Source organism: Pseudarthrobacter defluvii (assembly GCF_030816725.1).
Taxonomy (GTDB): domain Bacteria; phylum Actinomycetota; class Actinomycetes; order Actinomycetales; family Micrococcaceae; genus Arthrobacter; species Arthrobacter defluvii_A.
Map to the genome: position 1 here is coordinate 698,253 of NZ_JAUSYG010000001.1, position 17,484 is coordinate 715,736.

Sequence of the window (17,484 nt, forward strand, 5' to 3'; positions counted from 1 at the left end):
TAACCGGGCGGTCTTTGGTGGCTGTGGCTAGGCTGCGGGGACGCTGTTCCGCCAGGAGTTCCAGGCCGCGTAACTGCCGTCGAGCTCCACGACGTCGTACCCTGCGCGGCGCAGGCCGCTGGCTGCCACGGAGTTGCGTACGCCTGACTGGCAGTAGGTCACAATGGTTCCGCCGGCCGGGACCTCATCGAGGTGCCACATCAGGCGGCCGCCGCTGAGCTGGTGGGAGCCAGGGATGTGTCCGGCCTTGTGCTCGGTCTTGTTGCGGACGTCCAGGACCATGGCGGCATCGAAACCGTCCAGTTCCTCGGGCTGGATCAGCTTGGGGGTGAAGGTGGGCAGCCCCTCGATGCTGGTCAGGTAGCCGGCCACGTTGTCAATGCCCACGCGGACCAGGTGGTCCCACATATCCTGCGCCTGCTCCTGGTCCTTGGCCAGGAGCACCAGGGGGTTCTTGTCCGTTTCCGGGTTGACCACCCAGGCGCCGTAGCTGGCTACGGACTTGCCGGCGGGGACATTCAGGGACCGGGCCACGGTGCCTTCGTGGACTTCAGCGTTCGAGCGGGTGTCGATGAAGGTCAGGGTGTCCTCCGCCAGGCCGGCGGCAACGATCCCGGTCGACAGCTCGGGCAGCGGCGTCCGTTCGCCCATGACGGCAGGGCCGACGCGGTTTTCGCGCTTCATGCGGCCGAAGTAGGCGTGGGCGTCGGGCTGGCCATCGAGGAGTTCGTCGATGAAGCCCTGTTCGTCGTTGGCGGCCAGGTAGGGGCCCCACCAGGCGTAGAGGCGTTCGTAGCCCACCGTGGAGGACGGGATGGCACCCAGGGCCTTGCCGCAGGCGCTGCCGGCACCGTGGGCGGGGTGGACCTGGACGTAGTCCGGCAGGGTGAGGAACTTATCCCGCAGGCTGGCGAAGAGCTGCTTGGCGCCTTCGAACCGGGTGTCGATCCCGCCGGCGGCTTCGTCCAGGAGGTCCGGCCGGCCCAGGTCGCCGGAGAAGACGAAGTCTCCGGAGAGCAGGTAGCCGGGCTGGTCGCTGAAGGCGCCGTCGGTGACCAGGAAGGACAGGTGCTCTGGGGTGTGCCCGGGGGTGTGGAGGGCCTTGATGCTGATGTTGCCGATGGTGATGGTATCGCCGTCATAGAGCCGTTCGCCGTCGAATTCGTACTGCCAGTCCGGCCCGCCCTCGCCGGAGACGTAAATCTTCGCGCCGGTGGCGGCGGCCAGTTCGCGGGTGCCGGAGAGGTAGTCGGCGTGGATGTGGGTCTCGGTGACGGCGATGATCTTCATGCCGTTCTTCTCGGCCAGGTCCTGGTAGACGGCGATGTCGCGGCGGCCGTCCACCACAACTGCGGTGCCGTTGGCCTGGCAGCCGATCAGGTAGCTGGCCTGGGCGAGGTCTTCGTCGTAAATGCGCTCGATAAGCATCTGGTGCTCTCCTTCAGTTGAAAGGGGTGATGGTCTCTGGAAACTATTTTAGATACCCCGGGGGGTATAACGCAAGCGGACTGCTGCCCCGGATTTCCGCTGCTGCGGGGGCCTGCCGGTCAGGCGTGCTGGTGGGCGGCCTCGGCGCGGAGCTGGTCCATGTCCAGGTTCTTGACGGCCAGGATGACTTCCTCCAGGCCGGTGGCGTTGAGGGCGCCGGGCTGGGAGAAGACCAGGGTCTTGTCCTTGAAAGCCATCAGGGTGGGGATGGAAGTGATGTTTGCTGCGGCGGCGAGGGCCTGTTCGGCTTCGGTGTCCACCTTGGTGAAAGTGATGTCCGGGTGGCGTTCGGCGGCGGCGCCGTAGGTGGGGGCGAACATGCGGCAGGGACCGCACCAGGCTGCCCAGAAGTCAACGAAGACGATGCCGTTGTCCTCCAGGGCCTGGGCGAAGGATTGCTGGGTGATGTCGATGGTTGCCATGGTCTGTCGTGTCCTTTCAGGGCGAAGCTTGGGGTGTTCTGTGCCGCGGGGGCAGCGTCTTAGGTGGTGGGGAGTCCAGCGCGGGTCCAGGCGGTCATGCCGCCGGCCATGGTGTCCGCTTTGTAGCCAACGCCGTTGAGGGCATCGGCGACGGCGGCGCTGCGGTTGCCGCTGCGGCAGACGGCGATCACGGGCACGGCCGGGTCAAGCTCGCCCAGGCGGGCCTGCAGTTGGCCCATGGGGATGTGCAGGGCGCCGGGGATCATGCCCTCTGCGACCTCGAAGTCCTCGCGGACGTCGAGGATCCGGGCGGTGGAGCGGCGCTGTTCGGCTTCGGTGATGGTGATTTCAGCCATGGTGGTTCTCCTTCGAAGTGGTTTGTGGCTGGAGTTGATGGTGGTGTTGCTAGCGGACGGGTTCGCCGGCCTGGCGCCAGGCGGCCATGCCGCCGCGTACCGAGTACGCGTCGTACCCCTTGGCGGCGAGGAGCCGGGCTGCCGAAGCGGAGCGGACGCCGGAGGCGCAGACGGCAACCACCGGGCGGGCTTTCTGGAGGCCGGCAGTGCTGGACTGCAGCCGGTCCAGGGGAATGTGCTTGGCCTGCGGCGCCCGCCCGGTCCGCCATTCCTGGGCGGACCTGACATCGATCAGCGTCGCGCCGGAGCCCAGGAGTTCCTTGGCTTGCGCTACGGAGATCGTCTTGTAGGGCTTGCTGAAGGCCTTCTTGAGGGAATCGATCAGTCCCATGGTGTTCTCCTCTGTGGATGGGTCAGGCGGTGACCGTGCCGGCGGTGACCCACGCCGCGACGGCGAAGATGAGTACCGCGAACGAGATGCGGATGTGCTTGTCATGCAGGCGGCGGGCCAGCCGGGCGGCAACCACGGATCCCACGATTGCCGGGACGGCGAACGCCAGGGTGGTGGCCCAGTCGATGGTGAAGCCGGCGGCGTGGGCGCTGAACCCGGCGGCCGAATTGACCACGATGATGGCCAGGGACGTTCCCACGGCCTGCTTCATGCGCAGGCCCAGGAAGATGGTCAGCGCGGGGGTGATCAGGAAGCCGCCGCCCACGCCGAGCAGTCCGGTGAGGAACCCGACCAGCAGGCCCACGCCCACGGCTTTCGGGGCGCAGGACCGGAAGGCCCGGTGCGGGCCGGTGCTGCAGGAGCCTTCGGTTTCGCGGGGCTTGCTGAGCATCCGGATGCCCGCGACCACCATGATCACAGCGAAGGCCAGCATCAGGATGTTCGGGTCCAGAAGCTTGCCCACGGCCGCGCCGGCCCAGGCCGCCGGGATGCCGGCGGCCCCAACCAGGGCGATCACCGGCCAGTTCAGGCCTCCCCGCAGCCGGGGGAGCAGGGCCGCGAGTGAGGAGATTCCCACCACCAGCAGGGAGGTGGGAATGGCCTGGGCGGGGCTCATGCCCACGCCGTACACCAGGGCCGGAACGGCGATGATGGACCCGCCGCCGCCCACTACGCCCAGTACGACGCCGACGACGAGCCCCAGACCCAGGGCCGGAATCATGCCGCGGCACCCTTTTCTGCCGTCTGCACGGGAAGCTGCAGGATGGCGCTTTCGCGGGTGGGTTCCTTGGCGGCCTTGTTCCACGGCATCGCGGACAGGGCCTTGCCCATCGCGCAGGTATTCGTGGCGGCCGAGAACGTCAGCCCGGTGCCGATCGCGCCTGCAAGCATGCGGACCTTGGGGGAGACGAACTTGCCTCCGGCCAGGCCCAGCATCACCAGGGAACCCGCGGCCAGGCGGACCTGGCGCTCCAGGTCCCAGCGGTCCTTGCCCTTGACCACGTCGCCGCCGGCAGCGGCGAAGCCCGGCGCCCCGCCGGTGAGCACGTACGCGGTGTCGATCCCGGACGTGGCAAGGCGCTGGCGGGCCTGCTCGGCGCGGACACCGGACTGGCAGACCAGGACCACGCGCGAGCCCAGCCGGGCGGCGAGTTCATCGGTCTGCTCGGACAGCAGCGGCAGCGGCACGTTGTAGGAGCCGCGGATGTGCATGGATTCGAACTCAGCGGCGGAACGCACGTCAATCACCACGAGATCCTGGTGCTCTTTAATCCAGGACTGCAGCGTCTCGGGAGCCAGTGCGGTCACGGCGTTTGCCTTGGAAGGGGAAGTCATAAGTGGCCTCTCGGAAGGGGTTGGGTGGATACCCCACCGAGTATTACAGATACCCCGGGGGGTAGTCAAAACACCCGTGGGGGTATATGGTTGAGGGCAAGCACCTCATCAATGGAGACCCCTTATGGAACTGAACCCCACTGAACTGACCCCCGTGATCAACCGCCTCAAGCGCGCCCAGGGCCAGCTCGCCGCCGTCACCCGGATGCTCGAGGAGGGCCGGGACTGCAAGGACGTTGTCACCCAGCTCGCGGCTGTATCCAAGGCCCTTGACCGCGCCGGCTTCGCCATTATCGCCACGGGACTGGAGCAGTGCATCGTCCAGAAGGACGAAACCATGGACCGGAAGGACCTGGAGAAGCTCTTCCTCTCCCTGGCCTAATTCAACGTCCCATCCGACCGTCTGCCACTGAAGGAGCATCATGACCTACACCCTGGCCACCACCGTGTCCCTCCCGTGGGCGGAAGCCGTGGAGCGCACCCGCGAAGCCCTGGCCGCACAGGGGTTCGGCGTCCTGACGGAAATCAACGTCCGGTCCACCTTCGAAGCCAAGCTTGGCGCTGAAGCCGCGGACGCCGTCGGGGACTACATCATCCTTGGCGCCTGCAACCCCGCCCTTGCCAGCCGCGCCCTCGCCGCCGAGCCCGAGATGGGCGCACTGCTGCCCTGCAATGTGGTGGTGCGCCGAAACCAGTCGGCGGACGCAACCACGGTGGAGGCGATCGATCCGCAGACCATGGTGCAGCTGAGCAGCGCACCTTCAGTCAAGGAAGTGGCGGACGACGCCGGCACGCGCCTGCGCAAGGCCCTCGCCAGCCTGGCCGGCACCACGGAGTAGCACGCGAGGGGACGCCAACACGGCCCCGCCGCTTGGCTGCTTTTATTCGTCGAAGTGGGTCTGAACGGTGCTGCCGGAGAGCTGTTCGATCAGTTCGGTTGCCACATCACGCAGTTTACGGTTGCGGTTGCTGGAGACCTTGGTGAGGATTTCCATGGCTTCAGCCTGTGAGCATCTGTTCTGCGCCATAATGACCCCGCAGGCAAGGTTGATGGCGGTCCGGCTTTGCATGGCCGCCTCCAGATCCTCGGCCCGGTTCTCCGCGGTGTTGATGCGCACCGAGAGGCGCAGCGTGTCGTGGGCCGCGGCGGCAAAGCCCAAGGCCTTGTCGTAGACATCCGGCGTGAAGGCGCGGGGCTTCGACGCGAAGAAGTTCAGGGCGGCACGCGCTGTTCCACTGATTTCCAGGGGTATCCCCAGCGAGCTGTGTACGCCTGCATCTGCAAAGCTTCGGTCCAGCTCCGGCCACCGTTTATCGGCAGCCACGTGGTCGATCACTACCGGTGTCATTTGCCGGAGAGCTGCAATGCACGGGCCGTCTCCGAGGTCCTGCTCGATCTCGTCCAGCTCCACCGCGCGTTTACTGCTGCCGGCAACAGTAGTGGGTCTCCGCCGGACTCTGACGGTGACCGCGCATTCGACCTCATCGCCGGCAGCCTCGGAGACGGCTGCTGCGGCCAGCTTGGACAGCCCGGACAGAAATTCGACCGCAGTCTCTGCGCCCACCAGGATGCTCTGGAGCCGGTCTGCGGGCTCGATTACGGTTGGGAAGGACATCGCCCCATCATACTTTCTCCCCCTCTGAGCAGACGTCACCTGAAGGCGCACTTCAGCGGGCTGGGGAGTAAGTCCTTTCGTCGATGCCGCGCTGCGCCAGCGCGGCGAGGATCCGGAGTACCTGTTGCTCGGATTGGGGGAAGTCCCGGGGTTTTTGATCGATGATGCACAGGGTGCCGATGTTCCAGCCGCGCGGCCCGTGCAATGGATAGCCGGCGTAGAAGCGGATGTGGGGCGTTCCGGTGACGAGTGGATTGGACGCGAAGCGGTCATCAGTAAGTGCGTCGTTGATGATGAGCATTGAGTTCCGCTCCACCGTTTGGGTGCAGAGCGCGATTTGCCTGGGAGTTTCGTCGCGGAGGGGTCCGACGACGGATTTGAAGTGCTGGGCATCGCCGTCGATAAGGGATAAGGAGGCAGCGCCGACGTTGAAGAACTTCCTGGTGGCACTTACGATCCGGTCGAATGGCTCTTCCGCGCCGGTGTGGAGCAGGTTGGTCTGGTCCAGTGATTCCAGGCGTTCTGACTCTGCCTGTTCGGGTGACAGCAGGAACTTGCCGGCGGCGCCGAGTGCGGGCAGGCCCTGTTTGGGGCTGATCTTCCGGTCGCGTGGCCGCCGCCCGGCCTCTCCCGTCCTCAGGGGAGGCGACGCTTCGTGCCTGCGTCCGGGGCTCCGATGCCCGCCCCTCCTGCCGGTACGGTGAGTGGGTTCGAGTCCGGACCAGGCAAGCGGAGCGTGCAGGTAGGCATCCAATTCGAACTTCGTCCAGCGGGAACGGCCTGAACCGGCAGTGGAAAATATTCGGGGATCCAGTCCCAGCGTGGCAGCCAGCTCAATCCGCCGTTGCGCTTCTTCATTCACGACCTCCACCTCCAGCGTGGTTGAATCCGTATGGAAACCAGGCTCGCGGCCCGGGGGAACGTCTTAAGTAAGGTTACTTACTACTTTGACCTCATGGCTACCCCATTGTGACCGTCCACAGGTTGGCCTGCCGCTGCTGGGTAAGTGCATTCCACGTTTCTCCGGGCTGATTGCCGGTAGTGGCCGCAGCACGTTTGTGGTCTACTGCTAAGTAGACTGACTATTTCGTTGCGGAAATCAAGGGAGCCCCGTCCATGTCCACGTTGTCCGCTCTTGCCCTCGTCTGCACCCTCACGCCATGAGTGAACCATTGGTCATCGTTTTTGACGTCAACGAGACCCTGTCCGACATGGGCCCGCTGGGCGAAGCGTTCGCACAGGCAGGGGCACCCCGCGGGCTGGCCAAACTATGGTTCGCCACGCTCCTGCGGGACGGGTTCGCGCTCACGGCCAGCGGAGGCAAGGAGTCCTTTGCCACCATCGGCGCCGAAGCCCTCCGCACCCTGCTGGGAGCCGAAGGGATCTCCGGAGATCTGGATACCGCCGTCGAACGCGTCATGGCTGCCATGCAGAACCTTTCCCTGCACCCGGATGTCCCCGACGGCGTCAGGGCCCTGGCCGCCGCCGGGAACCGGCTGATCACCCTGACCAACGGCGCGGCAGCCAACACGGACAAGTTGCTGGTGGCCGCCGGTATTCGGGACAAGTTCGAGCTGCTCCTCTCCGTGGAGGACGCCCCCGCCTGGAAGCCCGCCACGGCAGCATACGACTATGCGGCAACATCGGCCGGAGCCCTTCCCTCCGGGATGCTGCTGGTCGCCGTGCACCCCTGGGACATCCACGGGGCAGCCAAGGCCGGGCTGCGGACCGCGTGGATCAACCGGACCGGTGCCCGCTACCCCTCCTACTTCCAGGCACCGGACATCACCATCCCGGCCCTCACCCAACTGCCGGCGGCGCTCGCCACGTAAGGCAAACAAGACCCGCCCCAACCTGACACGGAGACCCTTTATGGCCCGGCCCGTAGAACGCCGCACCGTCGACGTGGACGGCGTCCCGCTGTCCCACCTTGTTTCAGGGGAGGAGGGAGCCCCGCCGCTGATCCTCCTGCACGGCACCTTCTGGAGCCGGGTGTGGCAGCCCGTGCTGCCGGCTCTTGGCTCACACAGCCGCTGCTATGCGCTGGACTTTCCGGGCTTCGGCCAAAGCGGGGGAGAGCTGGACGTTGAGCAGGCCGGTGTCCCCGCGCTCGCGGAAACGGTACTCAAAGCCGCGGACGCCCTGGGCCTGGACGTGTTCGATGTGGCAGCCCATGACATCGGCGGCGGCGTGGCCCAGCAGCTTGCCGCCACCAGCGGAAGGGTCCGGAAGATGGTGCTGATGAACGCCGTCATGTTCGACTCCTGGCCGGTGCCCGCCGTCGAGCGTTTCCGGGACCCCGAAGTGCGCCGGAACACCACGGAGGAGGATCTCCTGGCCGCCCGCCGCAAATCCACCCAGGGCTGTGCCCTCCGCACCCTCAGTGATGATGAACTGGCCGATTACCTGTCGCCGTGGCACTCTCCCGCCCGGGCGCGCTCCTGGATGGCCATGGCAGCAGCCGCCGATCCCCGCTACACCCTGGACCTGGTGCCGGCCCTCAAGGAAGCCGCCATCCCCACCCGCCTGGTGTGGGGCCGGGACGACGATTTCCAGAAAATCGAGTTTGCCCGCCGCTACGTGGAAGAAGTCCCCAACGCCGATCTGGTCGAAGTGGACGGCAAGCACATCCCCACGGAGGATTCCCCGGACGCGGTGGCCACGGCCATCCTGGAGCACCTGGCCCCGTAGGGCCGGTTACGGTGCAGTAAGGCCGGCTCCCACAAGCGCTGTCCGGTGGCGGGTTTCCAGCTGGACCGCGTCCCGCGTGAAGGAAAACACCAGGAGGCCAAGGGCCAGCGCCGGGGCTGCAACTGCCGCCGTCTGCGGCACCCCGGGGAACACCGCCACCAGCAGGGCGAACGGCTGGAACGCCCCCATGAGTTTGCGGGCCAGGCTCGGCGGCAGGGTTGCGCGTAGGTGCGGACGGAAGAACCCCACGGCGGTGAACACGTAATACATGCCGCCAATGGCCAGAGTCCAAACGCCCGCGACCGGGGCGGCCGCGACGGACAGGACCAGGACCAGCGCGCCATCGGTGGCGGCGTCGAAGCGTGCCCCCTCCGCTGACGAGGTTCCGGTACGTCGCGCCACAGCACCATCCAGGCCGTCGAGGAGGTAGGCGATGCCGCCCAGAATTGGCACGAGCAGGTCCGTGCGCGGTGCCGTGAACAGTTGCGGCACCGCCAGCGCCGCGCAGAGGGCCACGAGGACGGCGCGGAGCAGGGTGACACGGTCTGCCGGTGTTGAGAAGCGCGGGATGCGCCGCAGGATGGAGCCGACGGCGGCCGCGGCCACCACAGTGCCCGCGCCCAGGCCAGCCAGCTGGGAGGCCAGCCCGGCAGGGGAAGCCGACGTCAGCCACAGTGCGGCCAGCCCGTACGTGGCGACGGCGGCCAGGGCGTCAGGCATCGCACGTTCAGCTGCGTTCATGTGCCGCCCTTCCCTCGCATGCCGGCCACGGCTGCCGTGATCCTCACCGCCGCCGGCGCCCGGCCGGAAGCCTGGTACCGTCGTCGTACGTTGCCTTGCGGCCGCCGCGGACCAGGCCGGCGAGCGCCAGCAGGGCTCCGGCGCCCTCGGCCACAGCGCTGAGGGACTTCGAGAAAAACCATACGGGGTCGTACATGGCCGGGATCGGTCCGAGGGCCGGGATGTTCACATACCTGTAGAGGACGACGGCGGCGAACGCGCTGAGTGCCACCACCAGGGCCACCGCATAGGCGGCCCGGCTGCCGCGGACCAGGACGTAGATGCCGGCCACCAGCGCGGCGGCGGCTTCGAGCAGGAACAGGGTGCCCTGGCTGACCGTGCCCGGTTGGGCGTTCTGGTAACCCGGGGCCAGGAAGAGGTGGACGCCGGCATCGATGAAGAGCGCCAGGGCGGTCAGTAGTCGTAAAGCCACGCTTATGTATACGCCGGTTAGTCCCTTCCGGTTCATTCGGCCCTGTTATGTCTGCGGGTTTTGTGGGGAATATTTAGGGGCCGCGGGTGATTTCGCCGTCAGTAGGCAGTGGCGCCTGCGGCCCTACGAGTAAGGAGATTTGCTATGACCCTTCCCAAGGAACTGACACCGGGCACATGGACCCTGGACATGGCCCACAGCGAGATCGGCTTCAGTGTCCGCCACGCCGGGATCAGCAAGGTCCGCGGCCGCTTCACCGAAGCCCAGGCCGAGGCGCACGTGGGCCAGTCCCTGACGGACTCATCGGTGCACGCTACGGTGTCCACCGCCAGCTTCGATTCCGGCGACGCCAACCGGGATGCCCACGTCCGCGGCGCTGATTTCTTCGACGTGGAGCAGTATCCCGAGATGACGTTCCGCGGCACCCACATCGAGGGCGACGGGGAGGAATACACCCTGACCGGGGACCTCACCATCAAGGGCGTCGCCAGGCCCGTGGAGCTGGAGGTCGAGTTCACTGGAGTCGCCGTGGACCCCTTCGGTGCCACCCGCGCGGGTTTCTCCGCTGAGGCCGAGATCAGCCGCAAGCAGTTCGGGCTGACCTGGAACGCGGCCCTGGAGGCCGGCGGCGTGCTGGTCAGCGACAAGGTGAAGATCACCCTGGAGGCGGCGCTGGTCAAGCAGGGCTGACGCGGCAGGGCTGCGCGTGCTCCGGCGTCAGGTGTCACCGCCCAGATGGACGGTGACCATGGTGCCTGCGCCGGGGACGGGGCCGATCTCCAGCCAGCCCCCATTCGCCGAGGCGATTCGGGCGGCTGTGGCCAGGCCGAGTCCGGTACCGGGAGGGTCGTCCTCCCGGTGCAGGCGGACCAGGGGGTCGAGGACGCGTTTGCGGTCGGCCTCGCTGATGCCTTTGCCGTTGTCGATCACGCGCAGGGTCGCCCCGTCCTCCGTCCGGTGTCCGGTGACGCGGATGACGGGAGAAACGCCGGGCCGGCTGTAGGTGATGGCATTGTGGACCAGGTTCTGCAGCAGCACGCGCATCTGGACGGCATCCGCAGTGAAGACAAGCTCATTGCATTCCACCGAGGCGCCGTACGCTTCCATGCTGGCCGACAGGTCCTGGGTGACGTCCCGGACCAGCTCCGCCAGCGAAACCTCTGTTGGCCGGACATCCCCGCCGATCGTGGCGTAGGACAGGACGTCCTTCACCATGGACAACATGCGCTGGCCGGAACTGCTGACCACGTCCAGGTACTCCGCAATTGCGGGATCGTCGAGCTCCCCTGCCTCATCCCTGGCCAACTCCACGAACCCCAGGACAGAGGTAAGGGGGTTGCGGAGGTCATGGCTGATTCGGCCCGCAAACTCCGCGAGGAGCGCGTTGCTGCGATGGGCCTCGGCCAGGGCATCGGCGAGCTGCCGGGCACGGTGTTCGAGCTGCAGGGCGTCCACCACCTCGGCGGCGAGGATTTCCAAGCCTCGGAGCTGCCGGTCGTTCAGGCGGCCTGTTTCCCTTGCCCCGGCGCAGAGCGTACCCAGGACAAAGCCGTCTTCGGCCACCAGGGGGATGGATGCGTAAAACCGAATTTCACCCCGCCGGCCGTCCACGTACGGGTTGTTGTTGTACCGGGGATCAAGCGAGGCATCCTCCAGCACCGTCGGAGTCCCGCTGAGGAAGCCCACAGCGCACATCGAATCTTCACGGGAGCACAGGTAGGGTTCCATGCCGGCAGTTGCCACCTGGTACTGCATGTTCTCGGTGATGATGTTGATGGCCGTCACCGGCTGCCCGCACACCGTCCTGGCCAGTTCCACCAAGTTCTGCAGGCGCTTGGAGGGGAGGGGGACGGCGATGTCCAGCTCCGGCCCCGGCACAGCGAGTCCTGTCAGGGCCAGGATCGCGTCCCTGGCCAGCTCATTTACCATCACGGGCGGGAACCTTGCGCACACATCGCACCATCATGGCAGATCGGTGACGCCGCATCTGTCAGCGCCATACTTAGCGCGGCGCAGGCGCCGGCTGTCCGGCGAGCGGCCGGACCTGGCTCCGCATCGCGTCGAAGAACACGTCCTGGTCCTCGGCACTGCCCAGCCCGTGCCCGCCTTCCAGCCAGATCAATTTTTTCTCCGGGGCGGACAGGGAGTCGTAGTACTCCTCCACCAGCGAGGCCATGGCATTAATGTCCTTCCGGCCCACAAAGAAGTAAACGGGAACCTTCAGGTCGCGGGCCTGTTGGCGGAAGTCCAGGTTTTCCAGCTGCGGATAGACGGCGTTGAACGATTCAATCAACCCGCGCGTGTGGTTGGCCTTGTCGATGTAGCCGTACTCCGGGACGAACAGCGGGACCAGGGGCACGGCCACCGAGAACGGCATTGATCCCATCATCTCGTTCAGTACGTCCAGGTAAGCGACGTAGGGGGACGCCACGTTGTCCCCGCGGTAGGGCGGCGGCCCGTTCCGCCGGAGCCCGTCCGCCCGGCGCTGGTCGCCCTGTTCATCAAGGTGCTGAAGCGCCAGCCCGTAGCCCATGCGGTCGTTCTCGGTGGTGTTCACCATCTGGCCGGTGCTGGCGAAGGCGTGGTACAGCTCCGGGTGTTCCTGGACCAGCCAGATGCCGATGATGCTGGACCATGAAACGCCGTAAATGAAGATCTTCTCTTGCTTGAAGCGCTCCCGCAGCAGGTTGGTGAGGGCAACGGCGTCGTTCACGGTTCAGGTCCCTGGTGGGTATAGCTCCGTATGATTTCCCCGTGCCGGGTTCGTCCCAGCTGACCACTGTGAACCGGTCCTCCAGCGCGCGGAACTCCTGGGCATTGAAAAAGCCGCCACCACCCGGCCCTCCCATCCCCAGGTTCAGCAGAACGGGGTTGGAGGTGTCGCGCCCCCGGACCAGGATCCACTGCTCGCTGCCGTTCAGCTGCACTTTCTCCGCACCCGCGATGCTGCCCGGAAGCGGGCGCCCATCCGGGCCATTGATGGGCGGGGTTGCGGACAGGGCCTGCGACGCAACCACCGCCCCGGCCGCGATGAGCGCCAGGACACCCAGGCCGATCAGTTGGGTGTGCCGCCTCCGGCGCTGGACCACCAGCCACACCACCGCTGCCAGCCACAGGAGGAGCAGTGGCAGCCAGGCATAGGAAGGCACCCCGGTGGTGAGCGGGAGCAGCGCCACGGGCAGGAGGAGCACGACGGCGGCCGCCAGCGCCAGTGCGGTCTTCCAGGCTACACCGCGGCGTGACGGCTGCTCCTCCCGTTGCGTGGCGGAGTTCTGTTGGCGCGCGAGGATCCTATGGGAGTTCATGGGTGGCCTGAAGGGAAGCTGGGTGGGGGCCGTTTCAAAACCCGGAGACTGCTCTTGCAAGCTTCCCTGCCAGCCCCCTTTCGGGCCAGGGCTGAAGGTCCCGCGACTCGGCAGCCACCCCTTACAGCGGCTCGGGCCGCACCTTTACGTGTCCCATCGAGCGGACCAGCGCGACGGCGGTGATGGATCCGGCGGCCATGATGGACGCCAGCACCACCACCTGGAACCGCCCCGCCTCCAGGGGCGAGACGCCGCCGAAGATGGCGCCCACGAATGCGCCGGGCAAGGTGACCAGTCCGGTGGTCTTGGTCTGGTCCGTGGACGGAATCAATGCCGAATGCACCGCCTGCCGGGCCTGGATCAGGGTGGCCTGCCGGGGTGTTGCGCCCAGCGCCAGCCAGCCCTCCACCTGGTCCCATTGCTCCAGGACGGCCTCGAAGAAACGGCGTCCGGCCAGGGTGGCGATGCTCATGGAGTTGCCGATCACGATCCCGCCCACCGCCAGTATGTACCGCGGCGCGAACTCTATGGCGCCCGTTCCGAACACGACGGCGAGCGTCACCAGGATGCCGGCGGCCATCGTTGCTGCCACCAGGGCGAAGCGGCGCCAGGACCAGGTGAGGCGCCGGGTTGCCGTCACGGAGGCCACGCTGAACATGACCAGCAGGGCCGCCCCCACCCACAGCGGGTTGGTGATGACACCGCCCAGGACCAGGCTGATCACTGCCAGCTGGGCTGCGCCGCGGAGGATGGCCAGGGCAGGGGAGGGGTACGACGGCGTCCGTGCGCCCCACAGGATGCCCACCGTGAGTGCCGCCAGGATGGCAATGGCCACCAGGGTGGGCAGCAGGGCGGAAAGGGCGGGCATGCCGCCAGCTTAGCGGGGCGGGAAGCCCGCCCTCCGGACGGGTCCCCGCAAACCTGCCTAGGAGTTGCTGTCCGAAATGGCGGAGCTGACCGCCGTGGGGCTGTCGTATTCGCGGTCGGGGAGTGCCTCGAGGGCCTCCATCACGTTGTTGTCGGCACCGGAGTCCCTCGCCCGGGACAGCAGGTCTTCGCGTTTGGCCGGGTAGTCGATGCCGCCGAGGAACTTCTGGATCTGGATGGGGTTGGGGGTTTCTGCCATGGTGCCGGTTTCCTTTCGGTGTTCCGCTCTGGTCTCCGTGGCCCAACCACGTTCGGGCCGCGGTGCACCCCATCCTAGCCGTGCCGAAGGCCGCGCGGCAGGCCACCCGCCGGCAACTCCTGACGCCCGCTCACCTTTCGCGGGTTTCCCACTGACGCCTGCTCATCTTTTGCGGGTTTCCCTTTGAGTTTGTCGGCGCGGCCGGAGGGGACCAGACTGTGGTTATGGCACGGGGAACCCTTCGGATCTTTCTGGGTGCGGCGCCCGGGGCAGGCACCACGTACGTCGCCCTGCGGGAGGCCCGCGGCCTCCTGGCCGAGGGCAGGGATGTTGTGGTCGGCGTCGCCGCTGTCCACGGCCGGCACAAAACGCTGCAGCTGTTGGAGGGCCTCAACACCGTCCCGCCGCGCCTGGTGCAGGACGCCGGGGGACCGCGGGAAACTGAGCTGGATGTCGAGGCGGTGCTGGACCGGAAGCCGGACGTGGCCGTCGTCGACGACTTTGCACACGTCAACGCCCCGGGGAGCAGGAACGGGCGCCGCTGGCAGGACGTCGAAGAGCTGCTGGCGGCCGGGATAGATGTGCTGTCAACGCTCAATGTCCAGCAGCTGGCCTCGCTCAAGGACGTGGTCGCCGCGATCACTGAGGGACCGCCGCCGGTGACCGTCCCGGATGAGGTTGTCCGGCGGGCGGACCACATCGAGCTGGTGGACATCTCCCCGGCACTCCTGCGCCAGAGACTGGCAGACGGAAAAATCCATCCCAGGAATATGGTCGATGCTGCCCTGGCCAACGAATACAGGCTGGGCAACCTCTTCGCCCTGCGCGAGATCGCCTTGATCTGGCTCGCGGACAGGGTGGACGAAGGCCTGGCGGCCTACCGGCAAAGCCAGGGAATCACGGCCACGTGGCCGGCACGGGAGCGTGTGGTGGTGGGGCTTACCGGCGGGCCGGAGGACGGGGTGCTGATCAGGAGGGCAGCGCGGATCCTGTCCAGGGTCAACGGCGGTGAGCTCCTGGCCGTCCATGTGCGCGGGACCAGGGCCCGGCCGGAGACTTCCGAACAGGCGTTGGACGTGCAGCGCCGGCTGGTCACGGACCTCGGCGGCACCTGCCATACGGTATCGGGGGATGACCCGGCCCAATCCCTCCTGGAGTTTGCCCGAAGCGTCAACGCAACGCAGATCGTCATTGGTGCATCCCCGGGACGCCTGTGGAGCCGCATCCTGGGGATGGGCGCAGGGCCCAGGATTGCCCGCGAATCGGGCGACATCGACGTGCATCTGGTCTCCCAACCGCAGGCCCGCCACGGACTGCCCCGGCCTGCGCCCGCCGCCCTCAGCCGTGCGCGGACCACGGCCGGCTACATCCTGGCCGTGGTCTTCCCCATCCTGGCAACCGCGGTGCTCTCGCTCGGCCCGGACCTGAACCTCGCCACCCAGGCGCTGGTGCACCTTACCGCGGTGCTGGCCGTGGCGTTCATCGGAGGCTTGTGGCCGGCCGTGCTCGCGGCGGTCCTGGGTTCGCTGCTGCTCAACTACTTTGAGACGGACCCCGTCGGCACCTTCAACATCAGCGACCCACAGAATGTATTCGCGCTGCTGGTCTTCCTCGGTGCGGCGGTGGCTGTGTCGCTGGTGGTTGGCCTGTCTGAGCGGCAGACACGGGAGGCCGTCCGGGCCCGGGCTGAAGCAGCCACCCTCGCCGACCTCGCGCGGGACGCCCTCCTCGCGGACGACACCGTAGCCGGATTCCTGGACAAGGCCCGCGAAACCTTCCAGGTCCAGTCCGCTGGCCTCTACACCCGCTCCGGGGACAGGCGAACGGGGTGGGAACTGCAAGCCTTCTCCGGGGACGCGGCACCGCCGTCGCCGGACGCGGCAACGGCCATGACCGACAACGTGGAACGGGCAGACCCGCAGACCGCCCTGGTCCTCTCCGGACGGACCCTGACAGCAGGTGACCGGCTCCTCCTGACGGCGCACGGAGCCCACCTCCTCCTGCTGCGGCAACACCACGCCCTGCAGCGGACCCTGCGAAGCACCACGAAGCTGGCCGAAGGCAACAGTGTCCGCACAGCCATCCTGCGCGCCGTCAGCCACGACCTGCGCACCCCGCTGGCTGGAATCAAGCTGGCTGTTACGGCCCTGCGGCGGCAAAACCGCAGGCTCCCGGAGGAGGTGCAGGCCGAGATGCTTGCCACCATCGAGTCCTACACGGAGCGCCTCGACGCGCTCATCTCCAACCTCCTGGACATGTCCCGGATCTCCAGCGGTTCCGCGGCGCCGCATACCGCGCCGGTCACCTGGCGCGATGCCATCGAGGACGCCTTGCGCGGCATCCCGACGGAGCGCATCCGGATCGAGCTCGCCGCCAATATGCCTGCCGTCGACGCGGACATGGGGATGCTGGAGCGGGTGATCGCCAACATCGTGGAGAACGCGCTGAAATACGCGCCCGGCTCGGACGTCGCCATCGTCGGCGTTTCCGGGGTTTCGAACGCAGCGGACGACGCCGGCACACCCTTTGGCGAGCTGCGCATCGTCGATCACGGGCAAGGTGTGCCCGCTGCCGCCGTCGTCGAAATGTTCCAGCCGTTCCAGCGGCTCGATGACGCGCCCGAGGGGCTCGGCATCGGGCTTGGACTCGCCGTGGCGAAGGGTTTCACCGATGCAATGGGCGGCGAGCTGGTGCCCGAACCTACGCCCGGCGGAGGCCTGACCATGGTGATCCGACTGCCGCTGTCAACCGGGCGCTATATTCCAAGTCCCCGCCGGGAAGCAGGCACCAGCACCAGATGAGAACCGTACTGATCGTCGATGATGAGCCGCAGCTGCTGCGCGCCCTGCAGGTGAACCTGCAGGCGGAGGGGTACCAGGTCCTCACTGCCCTGGACGGAACAACGGCGCTGAAGCATGCGGAGGGCGGCCATCCCGATGTGATTGTGCTGGACCTTGGCCTGCCGGACATCAACGGCGTGGACGTGATCACCAGGATCCGCCGCACCAGCAGCACCCCCATCATCGTCCTCTCCGCCCGGCACGGATCCGTGGACAAGGTCCGGGCCCTGGACGCCGGCGCGGACGATTACGTGACCAAGCCGTTTGGACTGGATGAGCTTCTGGCCCGGCTGCGCGTGGCGGGGCGGCGAAGCGTGGCTCCGGAGGCGGCGGACAACGGGCCGGCCATCGATGCCGGTGACTTCGAGGTGGACCTGGCCAACCGGAAAGTGACGCGCGACGGCGCCCCGGTCCGGCTCACGCCGCGCGAATGGGCCATTCTGGAACTGCTGGCGCGAAACCCCGGGCGGCTGATAACGCAGCAGCAGATGCTCGGGAAGGTCTGGGGTTCCGGCTACGAGAACGAGGTCCACTACCTGCGCGTCTACATGGGCCAGCTGCGCCGCAAGCTGGAGGCGGACCCGGCCCGGCCCCGGCACCTGCTCACGGAAGCCGGAATGGGATACCGCTTCGAGCCCTGA

Annotated in this window: 21 protein-coding genes; 7 read left to right on the forward strand and 14 right to left on the reverse strand. The window is 67.2% G+C overall.

Translation table 11 applies throughout. The features are described 5' to 3' along the window. Positions 1-27 precede the first annotated feature (27 nt). From QF031_RS03165 to QF031_RS03190, 6 genes are all read right to left on the reverse strand, one after another. Positions 28-1,428, reverse strand: a complete 1,401-nt coding sequence (locus tag QF031_RS03165) for an MBL fold metallo-hydrolase (protein ID WP_307423979.1) — start codon at positions 1,426-1,428, stop codon at positions 28-30. Positions 1,429-1,547: 119 nt separating this feature from the next. Continuing rightward, positions 1,548-1,910, reverse strand: coding sequence for a thioredoxin family protein (locus QF031_RS03170; RefSeq protein WP_307423981.1), 363 nt, complete (start codon positions 1,908-1,910; stop codon positions 1,548-1,550). A gap of 59 nt (positions 1,911-1,969) precedes the next feature. Continuing rightward, on the reverse strand, positions 1,970-2,266 hold the full coding sequence (locus QF031_RS03175; RefSeq protein ID WP_142117518.1) for a rhodanese-like domain-containing protein: 297 nt from the start codon (positions 2,264-2,266) through the stop codon (positions 1,970-1,972). Between the two features lie 49 nt (positions 2,267-2,315). Continuing rightward, on the reverse strand, positions 2,316-2,657 hold the full coding sequence (locus QF031_RS03180) for a rhodanese-like domain-containing protein (protein ID WP_307423984.1): 342 nt from the start codon (positions 2,655-2,657) through the stop codon (positions 2,316-2,318). A gap of 22 nt (positions 2,658-2,679) precedes the next feature. Then, positions 2,680-3,438 carry a sulfite exporter TauE/SafE family protein gene (locus QF031_RS03185; protein WP_307423987.1) on the reverse strand — a complete coding sequence of 253 codons (759 nt, stop codon included), beginning with the start codon at positions 3,436-3,438 and terminating at the stop codon, positions 2,680-2,682. Next, positions 3,435-4,052 carry a rhodanese-like domain-containing protein gene (locus QF031_RS03190; RefSeq protein WP_307423990.1) on the reverse strand — a complete coding sequence of 206 codons (618 nt, stop codon included), beginning with the start codon at positions 4,050-4,052 and terminating at the stop codon, positions 3,435-3,437. The genes QF031_RS03185 and QF031_RS03190 overlap by 4 nt, the downstream gene beginning before the upstream one ends. Before the next feature lie 124 nt (positions 4,053-4,176). On the opposite strand from QF031_RS03190, the gene QF031_RS03195 reads away from it, so the two are divergent. Continuing rightward, positions 4,177-4,434, forward strand: coding sequence for a metal-sensitive transcriptional regulator (locus QF031_RS03195; RefSeq protein WP_043452296.1), 258 nt, complete (start codon positions 4,177-4,179; stop codon positions 4,432-4,434). A 40-nt stretch (positions 4,435-4,474) separates the two neighbouring features. Continuing rightward, entirely contained in the window at positions 4,475-4,891 is a 417-nt protein-coding gene (locus QF031_RS03200) for a DUF302 domain-containing protein (RefSeq protein ID WP_307423991.1), read from the forward strand. A 42-nt stretch (positions 4,892-4,933) separates the two neighbouring features. On the opposite strand, the gene QF031_RS03205 is transcribed toward QF031_RS03200, so the two are convergent. Beyond that, positions 4,934-5,668, reverse strand: a complete 735-nt coding sequence (locus QF031_RS03205) for a GAF and ANTAR domain-containing protein (protein ID WP_307423994.1) — start codon at positions 5,666-5,668, stop codon at positions 4,934-4,936. Between the two features lie 52 nt (positions 5,669-5,720). Then, positions 5,721-6,530: a GAF domain-containing protein gene (locus QF031_RS03210; protein ID WP_307423997.1), complete on the reverse strand. Its 810-nt coding sequence runs from the start codon at positions 6,528-6,530 to the stop codon at positions 5,721-5,723. A gap of 298 nt (positions 6,531-6,828) precedes the next feature. Between QF031_RS03210 and QF031_RS03215 the strand changes: the two genes are divergently transcribed. After that, positions 6,829-7,500, forward strand: a complete 672-nt coding sequence (locus tag QF031_RS03215; RefSeq protein ID WP_307423999.1) for a haloacid dehalogenase type II — start codon at positions 6,829-6,831, stop codon at positions 7,498-7,500. 40 nt (positions 7,501-7,540) lie between these two features. Continuing rightward, positions 7,541-8,359, forward strand: coding sequence for an alpha/beta fold hydrolase (locus QF031_RS03220; protein ID WP_307424001.1), 819 nt, complete (start codon positions 7,541-7,543; stop codon positions 8,357-8,359). Between the two features lie 6 nt (positions 8,360-8,365). Here QF031_RS03220 and QF031_RS03225 read toward each other — a convergent pair whose 3' ends face one another. Together QF031_RS03225 and QF031_RS03230 are read right to left on the reverse strand one after the other, a co-directional pair. After that, complete coding sequence (locus tag QF031_RS03225) at positions 8,366-9,100, reverse strand: CDP-alcohol phosphatidyltransferase family protein (protein ID WP_307424004.1); 735 nt, start codon at positions 9,098-9,100, stop codon at positions 8,366-8,368. Positions 9,101-9,143: 43 nt separating this feature from the next. Next, positions 9,144-9,572, reverse strand: coding sequence for a hypothetical protein (locus QF031_RS03230; RefSeq protein ID WP_307424007.1), 429 nt, complete (start codon positions 9,570-9,572; stop codon positions 9,144-9,146). A gap of 144 nt (positions 9,573-9,716) precedes the next feature. Here QF031_RS03230 and QF031_RS03235 point away from each other — a divergent pair, with 144 nt between their 5' ends. Next, positions 9,717-10,262, forward strand: a complete 546-nt coding sequence (locus QF031_RS03235) for a YceI family protein (RefSeq protein ID WP_307424009.1) — start codon at positions 9,717-9,719, stop codon at positions 10,260-10,262. 27 nt (positions 10,263-10,289) lie between these two features. Here the strand turns inward: QF031_RS03235 and QF031_RS03240 are convergent, their stop codons facing one another. The 4 genes from QF031_RS03240 to QF031_RS03255 all read right to left on the reverse strand — a co-directional run bounded on the left by QF031_RS03240 (position 10,290) and on the right by QF031_RS03255 (position 14,003). Beyond that, positions 10,290-11,501, reverse strand: coding sequence for a sensor histidine kinase (locus tag QF031_RS03240; protein ID WP_307433106.1), 1,212 nt, complete (start codon positions 11,499-11,501; stop codon positions 10,290-10,292). Between the two features lie 73 nt (positions 11,502-11,574). After that, positions 11,575-12,285 (reverse strand): alpha/beta fold hydrolase, encoded by a 711-nt coding sequence (locus tag QF031_RS03245; RefSeq protein WP_307424012.1) that lies wholly within the window; start codon positions 12,283-12,285, stop codon positions 11,575-11,577. A 713-nt stretch (positions 12,286-12,998) separates the two neighbouring features. Beyond that, positions 12,999-13,745 (reverse strand): ABC transporter permease, encoded by a 747-nt coding sequence (locus QF031_RS03250; RefSeq protein ID WP_307424014.1) that lies wholly within the window; start codon positions 13,743-13,745, stop codon positions 12,999-13,001. Positions 13,746-13,802: 57 nt separating this feature from the next. Beyond that, positions 13,803-14,003, reverse strand: a complete 201-nt coding sequence (locus QF031_RS03255) for a DUF2795 domain-containing protein (protein ID WP_307424019.1) — start codon at positions 14,001-14,003, stop codon at positions 13,803-13,805. A gap of 224 nt (positions 14,004-14,227) precedes the next feature. Between QF031_RS03255 and QF031_RS03260 the strand changes: the two genes are divergently transcribed. Further along, complete coding sequence (locus QF031_RS03260; RefSeq protein WP_307424022.1) at positions 14,228-16,804, forward strand: DUF4118 domain-containing protein; 2,577 nt, start codon at positions 14,228-14,230, stop codon at positions 16,802-16,804. After that, entirely contained in the window at positions 16,801-17,484 is a 684-nt protein-coding gene (locus QF031_RS03265; RefSeq protein WP_307424025.1) for a response regulator, read from the forward strand. Before QF031_RS03260 ends, QF031_RS03265 begins: the two co-directional genes overlap by 4 nt.

What these genes read in the sequence shown, in the direction of transcription:
- QF031_RS03165 (WP_307423979.1), bottom strand. Translation starts at nt 1,428, where the DNA reads ATGCTTATCGAGCGCATTTACGACGAAGACCTCGCCCAGGCCAGCTAC.
- QF031_RS03170 (WP_307423981.1), bottom strand. Translation starts at nt 1,910, where the DNA reads ATGGCAACCATCGACATCACCCAGCAATCCTTCGCCCAGGCCCTGGAG.
- QF031_RS03175 (WP_142117518.1), bottom strand. Translation starts at nt 2,266, where the DNA reads ATGGCTGAAATCACCATCACCGAAGCCGAACAGCGCCGCTCCACCGCC.
- QF031_RS03180 (WP_307423984.1), bottom strand. Translation starts at nt 2,657, where the DNA reads ATGGGACTGATCGATTCCCTCAAGAAGGCCTTCAGCAAGCCCTACAAG.
- QF031_RS03185 (WP_307423987.1), bottom strand. Translation starts at nt 3,438, where the DNA reads ATGATTCCGGCCCTGGGTCTGGGGCTCGTCGTCGGCGTCGTACTGGGC.
- QF031_RS03190 (WP_307423990.1), bottom strand. Translation starts at nt 4,052, where the DNA reads ATGACTTCCCCTTCCAAGGCAAACGCCGTGACCGCACTGGCTCCCGAG.
- QF031_RS03195 (WP_043452296.1), top strand. Translation starts at nt 4,177, where the DNA reads ATGGAACTGAACCCCACTGAACTGACCCCCGTGATCAACCGCCTCAAG.
- QF031_RS03200 (WP_307423991.1), top strand. Translation starts at nt 4,475, where the DNA reads ATGACCTACACCCTGGCCACCACCGTGTCCCTCCCGTGGGCGGAAGCC.
- QF031_RS03205 (WP_307423994.1), bottom strand. Translation starts at nt 5,668, where the DNA reads ATGTCCTTCCCAACCGTAATCGAGCCCGCAGACCGGCTCCAGAGCATC.
- QF031_RS03215 (WP_307423999.1), top strand. Translation starts at nt 6,829, where the DNA reads ATGAGTGAACCATTGGTCATCGTTTTTGACGTCAACGAGACCCTGTCC.
- QF031_RS03220 (WP_307424001.1), top strand. Translation starts at nt 7,541, where the DNA reads ATGGCCCGGCCCGTAGAACGCCGCACCGTCGACGTGGACGGCGTCCCG.
- QF031_RS03225 (WP_307424004.1), bottom strand. Translation starts at nt 9,100, where the DNA reads ATGAACGCAGCTGAACGTGCGATGCCTGACGCCCTGGCCGCCGTCGCC.
- QF031_RS03235 (WP_307424009.1), top strand. Translation starts at nt 9,717, where the DNA reads ATGACCCTTCCCAAGGAACTGACACCGGGCACATGGACCCTGGACATG.
- QF031_RS03240 (WP_307433106.1), bottom strand. Translation starts at nt 11,501, where the DNA reads ATGGTAAATGAGCTGGCCAGGGACGCGATCCTGGCCCTGACAGGACTC.
- QF031_RS03250 (WP_307424014.1), bottom strand. Translation starts at nt 13,745, where the DNA reads ATGCCCGCCCTTTCCGCCCTGCTGCCCACCCTGGTGGCCATTGCCATC.
- QF031_RS03255 (WP_307424019.1), bottom strand. Translation starts at nt 14,003, where the DNA reads ATGGCAGAAACCCCCAACCCCATCCAGATCCAGAAGTTCCTCGGCGGC.
- QF031_RS03260 (WP_307424022.1), top strand. Translation starts at nt 14,228, where the DNA reads ATGGCACGGGGAACCCTTCGGATCTTTCTGGGTGCGGCGCCCGGGGCA.
- QF031_RS03265 (WP_307424025.1), top strand. Translation starts at nt 16,801, where the DNA reads ATGAGAACCGTACTGATCGTCGATGATGAGCCGCAGCTGCTGCGCGCC.